The organism is Aeromicrobium sp. 636, from assembly GCF_024433585.1.
Lineage (GTDB): Bacteria > Actinomycetota > Actinomycetes > Propionibacteriales > Nocardioidaceae > Aeromicrobium > Aeromicrobium senzhongii.
Window position 1 is genome coordinate 129629 of sequence record NZ_WNJU01000001.1, and the last position, 10472, is coordinate 140100.

8 protein-coding genes are annotated in these 10472 nt (G+C 71.1%); 4 read left to right on the forward strand and 4 right to left on the reverse strand.

Going from position 1 to position 10472, the window contains the following annotated elements; translation table 11 throughout:
* Nucleotides 1-2: 2 nt before the first annotated feature.
* Genes GL325_RS00680 through GL325_RS00690 form a run of 3 tightly spaced genes read right to left on the reverse strand, consistent with a single transcriptional unit; the run spans nucleotide 3 to nucleotide 3664 of the window.
* Nucleotides 3-1238, reverse strand: a complete 1236-nt coding sequence (locus tag GL325_RS00680) for a lipopolysaccharide biosynthesis protein (protein WP_154594788.1) — start codon at nucleotides 1236-1238, stop codon at nucleotides 3-5.
* Nucleotides 1235-3175, reverse strand: a complete 1941-nt coding sequence (locus tag GL325_RS00685) for an acyltransferase family protein (protein WP_187768296.1) — start codon at nucleotides 3173-3175, stop codon at nucleotides 1235-1237. Before GL325_RS00685 ends, GL325_RS00680 begins: the two co-directional genes overlap by 4 nt.
* Nucleotides 3176-3202: 27 nt before the next feature.
* Nucleotides 3203-3664 (reverse strand): hypothetical protein, encoded by a 462-nt coding sequence (locus GL325_RS00690; protein WP_154594790.1) that lies wholly within the window; start codon nucleotides 3662-3664, stop codon nucleotides 3203-3205.
* Between the two features lie 67 nt (nucleotides 3665-3731).
* On the opposite strand from GL325_RS00690, the gene GL325_RS00695 reads away from it, so the two are divergent.
* The 4 genes from GL325_RS00695 to GL325_RS00710 are packed head-to-tail and all read left to right on the forward strand — an operon-like array spanning nucleotide 3732 to nucleotide 9268.
* Nucleotides 3732-4436: a sugar phosphate nucleotidyltransferase gene (locus tag GL325_RS00695; protein ID WP_187768297.1), complete on the forward strand. Its 705-nt coding sequence runs from the start codon at nucleotides 3732-3734 to the stop codon at nucleotides 4434-4436.
* Nucleotides 4433-6397, forward strand: a complete 1965-nt coding sequence (locus GL325_RS00700; protein ID WP_187768298.1) for an acyltransferase family protein — start codon at nucleotides 4433-4435, stop codon at nucleotides 6395-6397. The genes GL325_RS00695 and GL325_RS00700 overlap by 4 nt, the downstream gene beginning before the upstream one ends.
* Entirely contained in the window at nucleotides 6346-8379 is a 2034-nt protein-coding gene (locus GL325_RS00705) for an acyltransferase (RefSeq protein WP_187768299.1), read from the forward strand. Before GL325_RS00700 ends, GL325_RS00705 begins: the two co-directional genes overlap by 52 nt.
* A 55-nt stretch (nucleotides 8380-8434) precedes the next feature.
* Entirely contained in the window at nucleotides 8435-9268 is an 834-nt protein-coding gene (locus GL325_RS00710) for a class I SAM-dependent methyltransferase (RefSeq protein WP_187768300.1), read from the forward strand.
* 6 nt (nucleotides 9269-9274) lie between these two features.
* Here the strand turns inward: GL325_RS00710 and GL325_RS00715 are convergent, their stop codons facing one another.
* Nucleotides 9275-10462: a lipopolysaccharide biosynthesis protein gene (locus GL325_RS00715; RefSeq protein WP_187768301.1), complete on the reverse strand. Its 1188-nt coding sequence runs from the start codon at nucleotides 10460-10462 to the stop codon at nucleotides 9275-9277.
* Nucleotides 10463-10472: the final 10 nt, after the last annotated feature.

Here is a 10472-nt window from a genome sequence, read left to right on the forward strand (position 1 = left end):
CCTCAGGGGACGGGTGGCTCGGTCACCTCGGTCTGCTTCGGCTCGGGAGTGCGGCGGATCAGCGGCCACACCAGCAGGACGGCCGAGAGGGCGGCGGCCGTGATGGCCATCGTCGTCACCAGACCGACGATGCCGATCCGGTTGAAGTACGCGACGCAGAAGACCGTGGCCGTTGCGATCCACACCAGCACGGCCACGCCGCCCTCGCGCCGAGCCAGCGCGTCGAACACCAGCAGGTAGACGATCGCCAGGAAGGTGCCCGAGACGGCGAAGAGCCACAGGTCGCCGGTGATCTCCGCGTACTGGTCGCCGCCGACCAGGATGAGCGCCAGCTTCGGCAGAACGGCGGCGCCCGCGACGACCGCCACGCCCAGCAGGGCCACGAGACCCACGGCGCGCAGGCGTGTGCGGTGGCTGGAGTCGCGCGCGAGGCTCGGGAAGAACACGACGCTGACGAACTGCGGCAGGAAGAGCGTGGACTTGGTCAGGATCAGGCCCGACGCGTAGAGGCCACTGTCGTGGGCGTCGAAGCCGCCGCGGGCGATCAGGGCGTCGACGTTGCTGAAGGCGAAGTAGGCCAGCAGTGTCGACGCCGATGTCACGGTCTCGAAGACGAGCGGCCGGCGGCTGTGGGCATCGCCGCCGCCGGTGGCCTTGAGCAGTCCCATGCCCAGGATGACCGGCAGCCACGATCCGATCGCCAGCCCCATCATCGCGTTCGTCGCGGTCGGTTCGATCGCCAGGCCGGCCAAGCCGCCGAAGAGGCGGCCGAACCCGTTGCCGAGGTAGAGCGCCGCCAGTTTCCCCCAGCGTCCCGTGCCCTGCGCGACGCCCAGTTGGGCGCCAGCCAGGGTCAGCGGCACGAGCATCGCCCCACACCAGATGACGGCCCACACCGAGTCGAACGAGAATGCGGGGGTCAGGATCGGGCTGGACAGGGCGGTGGCCAGGCCCACCAGCAGGGACAGCGCCAGGGCGACCCGCGACGCGGTGTGCACGATCTGGATGGTCTGCCCGGGACGGACCGAGATCCGGCGGGCGATGGAGGCCTGCAGTCCCAGCGCGACGACGTTGGCGATGAGGGTGAGGCTCAACAAGGCGGTGAGGGCGCCGAACTCGGCGGGAACCAGCTGGCGGGCGGCGAGCAGGTTGAAGCCGTAGGTGGCGACGTTCATCACCATCATCGCGACGGCGACGATCGAGCCGCTGGAGACGGTGGCGCGGGTCGAGCGGTTCATCGCGCCTCCCCGTGGGCCGCGTCGGCGAAGCGCAGGACCTGGGGCATCATCCAGGCCCACACGAGCGGAGCGGACTCGGTCGTGAAGTGCAGCCCGTCCTCGTACAGGGGATCGTCGCCCAGCATCGGGCGGTATCCGTCGGAGCACAGGGCGCCGAAGGAGTCCACGACGGGCACGTCGTTCTCACGTGCCCAGTCCGTCACGACCGCGTTGACCTGCTTGACCCGGTCGACGTCGTTCAACTGCTGCATCTCGACGATGTCGAACGCGGGGATGTCATGGCACGCCAGCGTCGACAACGCGAGGCTGCGGGCGCCCGTCGCGCGTGCGGCCACCTGGTCGAGCCCGTCCCGGATCAGCTCGGTGTGCTCAGCGGTGCCGAACTCGGCGACATCGCCGTCGCGCACGAGGTCCGAAACGAAGGTCTGGGGCACGAAGAACAACAGTACGTCGGGTCGGTTCGCCTTGACCGTCTCGGGCCATTCCTCACGCCACTGCAGGCAGCTGCGGGTCGGCTCGGTGGGCTTGCCGTCGACGACCTTCTGCAACTCGAACGGGTCGCACCCCAGATGCGTGCTCTGGCTCAGGGAGAGCTGGCGGAACTCGTGCGTCGCGACGTTCCGGTACAGGCTGAACGGGATCGAGTTGCCCAGCAACATGGCCGAACGTCGCGCCTCGGCGGTGTAGGGCTCGGGCGTGAGCACGAGCGGTGGCGCATCGGAGTCGCTGTGCTGGGCGACGAGGCCGCGGTCGAGCGGCTCGGAGTGGGCGACGACGACCGCGCCGGCCACCACCAACGGCGCGGCGAGGACCGTGACGACCCGGGACACACCACGAAGCGACGTGATCATCGGACGGCGGCCGCGGATCGGCGCCTCGATGAAGCGGTAGGTGAGCCAGGCCAGCAGGACCGCGAGGCCGACCCGGACGAGGTCCAGCGCGACACCGTCCAGGGCGGTCGTGCCGGGACGCAGGAACACGATGATCGGCCAGTGCCACAGGTACAACGGGTAGCTGATGAGTCCGATGAAGCGGGGGACCGGGCTGCCCAGGACCGTCGTGAACGTGCCGGGCCGCCCGCCCGCAGCCGCCAGGATCGTGACGAGGGCCGCCAGGCACACCACGACGAGACCCCCGGTGAAGACCACACCGGAGTTCGAATCGAGCAGGAGCATCGCAGCGACGACCGCCGCGAGCGCGCCCCACGCCAGGACGTCGCGTGCGGGGGAGGCCCGACGCTCGGCGAAGGCGGACCGGCCCAGGACGAGCGCGGCGCACACCCCGATCAACAGCTCGAAGGCGCGGGTGAAGGTGCTGTAGTACAGGTCCGTGATCTCAGCGCCATGGAGGTAGCCGTACGCCATGGCACCGGCCGAGGCGACGGCCAGGGCGGCGAACACCGCGGCCTGTCGGTACCGCGTCCGGGCGATGACGCCCACGGCGATCAGCAGCAGCGGGAAGACGATGTAGAACTGCTCCTCGATGGACAGGGACCACGTGTGCCGCACCGGGGAGGGCAGCGAGAGCTGGTCGAAGTACTGCTCGTCGCCGAGCATGAACCGCCAGTTCGACACATAGAACAAGGAGGAGACGATGTCCCACGCGACCGCGGATCGGCGACCCGGCACGGTCCAGATCCACGCCGCGGCCGCCACCGCGAGCAGCACGGTCAGCAGCGAGGGAAGCAGCCGGCGCATGCGGGCGCCCCAGAACCGCACGACGCTGATGCGGCCCCAGCGGTCCTGCTCGGCCATGAGCAGGTGGGTGATCAGGAAGCCCGACAGGACGAAGAACAGGTCGACCCCGAGCCAGCCGCCGGGCAGCAGGCTCTCGTCCAGGTGGAACACCAGGACGCCGGCGATCGCCACCGCTCGCAGGCCGTCGAGGGCCGGGCGGTAGGGCAGCCGCGCGCGCGGCGGTGCGATGGGGTGCGTCATCGAACGGGCGGGCGGCTACCGCCGTCCTCAGCGACCGTCGTCGAGGAGTCGCCGGCGGGCGCCGCCGTCGGCGTAGTAGTCGTCCTCGCGGGAGAAGCGCTGGTCGTCCTCGCGGGACAGACGCTGCGCCTCGTCACCGGTGCCGGCTGCGCCGGTCTCGGAACGGCTGACGGCACGCTCGACCTGGTGGCTGAAGCCGAACAGCATGGCGCCGACGCCGGCGATGCCCACGGCCGCGGCGATCGCCGCGATGCTCCGGTACAGGTACTGCGTGTTGATCGGGCCGCAGACGCCTGCCTGGAAGTCGTCCGAGGGCGGCTGCAGGGCGGACCCGCACTCGAAGATGGCTCCGGAGCTGGTCTGGATGTCCGTGATCGGCGTCAGCAGCAGGTAGATCCCGTACGCCAGGAAGGGGATGGCGGCGAGGATCGCGACCTTCGTCCCCAGGTTGGGCAGGGGTCGAGAACGCACATCGGAGTCGTCGAGCATGTGACGCATACTACTATGACCAGCGCCGTGCGTACGCGCGGGTAACCAAGAGTTAAGGCAGGGATCTGTGCGACGAGCGATCGTCCTGGCGGGGGGTCTGGGGACCCGGCTGAGGCCCGCTGTCGGCGACCTGCCCAAGCCTCTGGTCGACGTCGGGGGAGAGCCGCTCGTGGCCCATCAACTCCGACGGCTGGCCGCTGCCGGTGTGCCCGACATCGTGATCGCCGCCGGCTTCGGCGCGCAGCAGGTGCAGGACGAGCTCGGCGACGGCTCGCGCTGGGACGTGCGGCTGACCTACAGCCGCGAGCAGCAGCCGCTCGGCACGGGCGGTGCGTTGGCCCTCGCGGCCCGCGCTGCCGTCGCCCCCGGCGACACGGTCGTGGTCGTCAACGGCGACCTGCTGTCGGCCCACGACCTCGCGGCCCAGATCGACGCCTTCGAGCGGTCGGGCGCCGATGTCTCGATCCACGTCCGCGAGGTCGACGACGCCCGCCCGTACGGCGTGGTCTCGCTCGACGACTCCGGGACCCGGATCCGTGGGTTCCGCGAGAAGCCGCGGATCGCCGCGCCGGGTCTGGTGAACGCCGGCACGTACGTGATGCGCGGCGCGGTCCTGCTGGACCTGCCCGACACGGTGCCGCTCTCCCTCGAGGTCGACGTCTTCCCCGGTCTGGCCGCCGACTCGGACGTGCGCGCCCACCGCGATGACGCGCCCTTCCTCGACGTCGGCACCCCCGACGCCCTCGAGCGGGCCCGTCAGGCGTGGCGATGACCAGCGCCCCGCCGCAGCGCGGCCGGGTCACCGCCCTGGACGGGATCCGCGGCGGTTTCATGCTGCTGTTCATGCTCTACCACCTCGGGGTGCCGGGGCTGGACGGAGCGTGGACGGGGCTGAGCCTGTTCTTCGTCCTGTCGGCCTACCTCATCACCCGGCTGCTCCTGCGCGAGCGGCGCCGGTTCGGCGGTGTCGACGTCCCGGGCTTCTACCGGCGGCGCGCCCGGCGACTGATGCCCGCGCTGATCCTGTTGTTGCTGGCCCTGGGCGTGTGGGGGCTCCTCGTGGCGGATGAGTTCGCGCGCCGCCAGCTGCGCGGCGACATGCTGGCCAGCCTGGGGTTCGTCATGAACTGGCGACTGGTGCTCGACGCCGATCAGTACTTCTCGACATTCGGCTCCCCGTCACTGTTGCGGCACGCCTGGACGCTCTCGGTCGAGGAGCAGTTCTACCTGTGCGTCCCGCTGTTGCTGGCGATCCTCGCGCTGATGCGTCGCCGCGTCGCGATGGTCGTCCTGGCCCTGGCCGCCGTCGGGTCGGCCTGGTGGACCGCCCAAGTGGGCCTCGGAGACCCGTCGGCCATCGCCCATGCGTACTACGGCACCGACACGCGAGCGCAGTCGCTGCTCATCGGCATGCTGGTGGCGTTCATCGACGACGGGTGGCGGGACCGCACGCCGGCGGTGCTGCGCCGTTGCGGTCCGGTGCTGGCCTGGACGATGCTCGCCACGGCGTTGGCCCTGTTGGTCGTCGTGGAGCCGATGGAGCCGTTCATGTTCCTCAGCGGCGGGTTGCTGCTGCAGGCGATCGTGGTCGGTCTGCTCATCCTGCCTCTCGCGCACGGCGTCGGAGGCTCGGCCGGTCGGGTCCTCTCCTGGGCGCCCCTGGCCTACCTCGGCGTGCGCAGCTACGGCCTCTACCTCTTCCACTGGCCGCTCACCGTGTGGTTCGGCCAGGCCTTCCCGACCGCCCCGGTCTGGGTCGCGGCACCGGTCGTCCTGGCGATCTCGATCGCGGCTGCCGCCGCCAGCTACCGGTGGATCGAGGAGCCGGTCATGCGCCGCGGTGTCCGTGGCCTGCTGCCGCGCCTGCGTCGACCCGGGCGGGTCGCCGTCGCCGCGCCGCTCGGCGTCGTCCTGGTCGCGTTGGCCGTGGGCCAGGTGGGCGCCACGGCCTCGCAGGTCGGTGGCCGCTCGGTGGACGTGCCGCCGCTGGTCGCGGGCAGCGCGGCCTACGACCCGCGCGAGAAGCCCACGCGGATCGCGTTCTACGGCGACTCCGTCGCCGACAACCTCGTCACGTACTTCCCGTCGGCGGACTATCCCGATCTGCTCGTGAGCGGCCTGGCGGTGCCCGGGTGCGACGTGGTCGACCTCAAGCCCGCCTGGAACGAGGAGCTCGGCGGTGCGCCGGACGCCGAGTGCCGTCGCAGCTGGACGAACCTGGGGGAGCGGCTGCGCGACCTGGACGCCGACACCGTGGTGATGGTGCTGGGCACCTTGATCTCGATCCCGCACTACTCGCCCGAGGGTGAGGTGTGGTGGCTTCAGGACCGGCCCTACCGCCGAGCCGTCGAGGAGGCCCTGGACGGACTGGTCGCCCAGGCCGAGAGTGCCGGTGTCACGCCGCAGATCGCCACCGTGCCGTGCCGGATCGACGGCCGCCAGGGCCAGGCGCCGGCGTTGCGCACCTACTTCGAGGCCCATCCGGACGTCGCCGAGGCGACCTCCGACCCGAAGGTCGTCAACTCCTGGATCCGGGCCTGGGCGCGCGATCGGGGCGTCGCGGTCCTGGACCTCTACGAGGTGCTCGAGTGCTCGGAGGGCTTCCGTCCCGAGGTCAACGGGGTGAACCTGTACGGCGATCAGCTGCACTTCTCCGACGAGGGCGCCGCGATGGTCTGGACGTGGCTCGCGCCCCGCGTGCGCGACCACGCCTCGAGGGCGGGGACGCGATGAGGCTCGCCGAGCAGCTGACACCCACCCAGGGTGCGCGCAGCGCCGCGCTCGACGGCGCCCGCGGCTACGCCGTGCTGGTGCTCATGGCGTATCACTTCGGGGTCGAGTCCCTGCAGGGTGCGTGGGTCGGTCTCAACCTGTTCTTCGTCTTCTCCGGCTACGTGATCGTCATGATCCTGCTGAAGGAGCACGCCCGGTTCGGCCGGGTGAGCATCCTGGACTTCTACCGGCGCCGCGCCCGGCGTCTGCTTCCCGCGCTCGCCGTGCTGATCGTGGTGGTCGGCACGTGGGCCGTCGTGGCGGCCGACAACGCCACCCGTCGGCCGATGAAGGACGACATCCTGGCGACCGTCGGATTCGTCATGAACTGGCGCCTGGTGTCGCAGGGCGACCAGTACTTCGCCGAGTTCGGCAACCCCTCGTTCTTCCGGCACGTGTGGACGCTGTCGGTCGAGGAGCAGTTCTACATCGTGGCGCCGATCGCCGCGGTCCTGCTCGTGCGCCTGGTCGCCTCGCGGGCCCTGCGGGTGTCCATCGTCCTGGCCGTGGCGGTCGCCTCGGCGGTCTGGACGGCCCAGATAGGCCTGGCCACGTCCGAGGCGCAGGCGCACGCGTACTACGGCACGGACACGCGCATCCAGGCGCTGCTCGCGGGCATGGCGATGGCGTTCGCGGTCGGTCCCGACCGCGTGGGGCGTCGGCCGCGCGCGATGAGCGCCCGGACCGCCGGGCTCCTGGCGTGGACCGCCACGCTCGTCACCACCGCAGGGTTCTTCCTGGTGCGGCCGATGGCGCCGGTGATGTTCGAGCGCGGCGGCATGCTGGCCCTGTCGCTGCTCACGGCGCTCGGCATCGCCGGCATCGTCCAGGTCGGGCGGGGACCGTACCGCCGGATCTTCACGTGGGGCCCGCTGGTCTACCTCGGGATCCTGACGTACGGGCTGTACCTGTGGCACTGGCCCGTGAAACTGTGGCTCGACCGGTACGCGGCCGATCTGCCGGTGGTCGCCGAGCTGCTCATCGGCTCGACGGCGACACTGGCGATCGCCGCGCTGAGCTTCCACCTGATCGAGGTCCCGGTGATGCGCGGCGGACTGGCCGAGCTGGCCCGCGGCGTCAACGCCGGCCGAGCCCTCGCCGTCGGCGCCACGGTCCTGGTCCTGGTGACGGCGTTCCGGGTCGGCGCCGTGCCCACGGTCCAGGAGGACATCGCTGCCGGTCGCGTCCCCGAGCTCACCCCCGGGACCGCGCCGTACGAGGCCCGCGAGACGCCGCTACGCGTGGCGATCTACGGCGACTCCGTCCCGTACTACCTGGCGCAGGGCTTCCCGGCGCAGAGCTACCCCGACCTGCACCTGACGAATCTCGCCGTCGAGGGCTGCGGACTGCTGCCCCTCACCACCTTCTGGTCGCCGGGCTATCGCGAGCCGGTCAAGCCCCAGTGCCGGGACAGTCGCGAGCAGATGGCCGACGAGCTGAGGAAGAACGAGATCGACGTCCTGGTCCTCATGGTCGGCACGGACCTGGGGACCTTGCACGAGCAGGCCGACGGCTCCCTCATCGGTCCGGACGATCGACGACTGGGCCCGCTGGTGCGCGAGCAGCTCGACGACCTGCGCGCGGCGGCCGATGCCGCCGGGGTCCGGCAGGTCCAGCTCGTCACCCTGCCGTGCCGCGACGTGTCGGTCGAGCGGCTCCCGTCGCCGCCCTTCGACCGCGACTGGATGCGCGAGCACACCGAGGTCACGCGCAACCTGGCCGAGCCCGACCGGGCGAACCGTTGGTTCGCCTCATGGGCCGACCGGACCGACACGCCTCTGTTGGACCTGCACGGCGCACTCGGGTGCGACGATGGCTTCCGCAAGCAGATCAACGGCATCACCTTGTTCCGGGACGCGCTGCACTTCTCGGAGGAGGCCAATCCGATGCTCTGGACGTGGCTCGCCCCTGCCATCCGGGACGCGTGGGACCAACTCGCGTGACCCGCCCCCGGAACCCGAACCGACAGCTAGGCTGATCGCCGCACGAAAGGCACTCATGGACACCTCCGCATTCTTCGACCGCGCCCCCACACTCTTCCCCGGGGACCCGCAGGACACCGACCCGATCGATCCCTACTGGGACCAGGTCAAGGCCGACGTCGCGGGCTTCACGTCCTCCAACGAGCTGGCGATGCTCAACCTCGCCGCGGCGATCATGCCGGCGGACGAGGCCTACCTCGAGGTCGGCACGTTCAAGGGCCGCTCGATGTGCGGCACGGTCCGCGACAACGCCGACAAGGTGTTCTACGCGATGGAGAACTTCCTGGAGTTCGGCATGGCCGGCCAGGAGGCCCGCGCCGAGCTGATGGAGAACCTCGCCAAGTACGGCCACGGTGCCGACGTGCGGCTGCTCGAGGGCGACTGCTTCGACCTGATGGCGCGTCCGAACGTCATCGACCGCCCGGTCGGCGTGTACTTCTACGACGGTGAGCACACGCTGCTGGCGCACTACCTCGCGCTCGCCGTGGTCGAGCCGCTGCTGGCCGACGAGGCGCTCGTGCTGGTCGACGACGCCACGTGGCCCGTCGTGCAGCGCGCACACCGTCTCTTCCTCGAGCGTCACCCGGGGTGGACGATCGACGCGACGTGGGACGCGAAGTCCGACGACGATCCGCGCTGGGCGAACGGACTGCACGCCCTGACGTTCCGCCGCACGGGCCCGACCGTGCTCAAGGGCCGCGACGAGTGGCTGCGCCGCTATCAGGTGCACCTGCAGAACCGGCTCAACCGGATCGCCTGGAAGGCCGCCACCAAGTTCCCCGGTGTCATGAAGTTCGGCGCCCGCATCATCATGGGCCGCTCGCGCGCGATCGAGCAGAAGCAGGACTGAGGCCGGTCAGGCCCGGCCGAGGTTCCGGGACCGGACCAGCGCCGCCGCGACGATGACGGCGGCGCCGATCGCACACACCGTGACCAGCTCGTACGGGGTGTCGTGGAACCACAGCACGATCACGGCGGACTGCAGCGCCAGCACGATCCACGTGAAGCGACCGAGCCAGGGGCTGTCCAGGCCCATCTCGGCGAACAGTGAGACCTGGACGAGCGCCCACAGGACGCCCAGCGCGACGCACGCGATGGCCAGCGGCCCGAACTCGGCGTACTCGGCGCCGCCGGCCAGGCGGATCCAGAACGACGGGGCGACGGCGATGACGGCGACGCCTGCCACTCCCAACCCCAGGATCAGGCCCAGGGAGCGGCGGAACGACCGGGCGGCTCCGGCCCCCTGCATGCGGGGGACGAGCAGCAGCGCGACGAACTGGGTGCCCCACCCCATGGCGCGGCCGAAGGTGGCCGCCAGCGCGTACCCGCCCGAGTCGTGGTCGTCGAGGTAGGCACGCGCCAAGGTCACGTCGACGTTGGTCAGGGCGATGAAGGCACCCAGCGACATCGTCGCGCGGACCAGTTCGGTGCCCAGTCGCCGATCGTCGTCCAGGGTCAGGTCGCTGCGGCACAGCGCCGCGCCGAGCGCGGCGACACCGACCGCCACGAGCAGCAGCAGCAGGAAGACCTGCGCCACCGTCAGTCCGAGCGCGGCCCCGCCGGCGCCGGCGGCCAGGCGGCCCGCGGCGGTGGCGACGTAGACGGCCGACAGTGCGGCCAGGCGGTTGCGCCCCAGCAGGATGCCCTGGAAGGCGCCGGTGAGGGTCATCGGCACGAGCGTCAGACCCAGCCAGACCGCCGACCAGGTCGTGTCGAGCCGGAAGGCGTCGGCGAGCAGGGGAGCGGCGATGATCGTCGCGGCCGCCAGGGCGACGCCGACGACCAGTGCCGTGCGCAGTCCCCGCGAGTGGGGAGGGGCGCCCGCCACGTGACGCGCCACGATGACCTGCAGGGCGCCGGCCGGGACCGACAGGACGATGCCGTAGGCCGACAGCGCCGAGAAGCCGCCGAAGTCCGAGGGACCGAGGGCCCGCGACAGGATCAGGACGAAGACGTAGCTCAGGACGTTGGCCACGGCCATCGTGACGCCGAGCGCGGCTCCCGAACCCGGACGGGGCCGGCTGAGGCGTGACGGGAGGGGCATGGCGACCTCA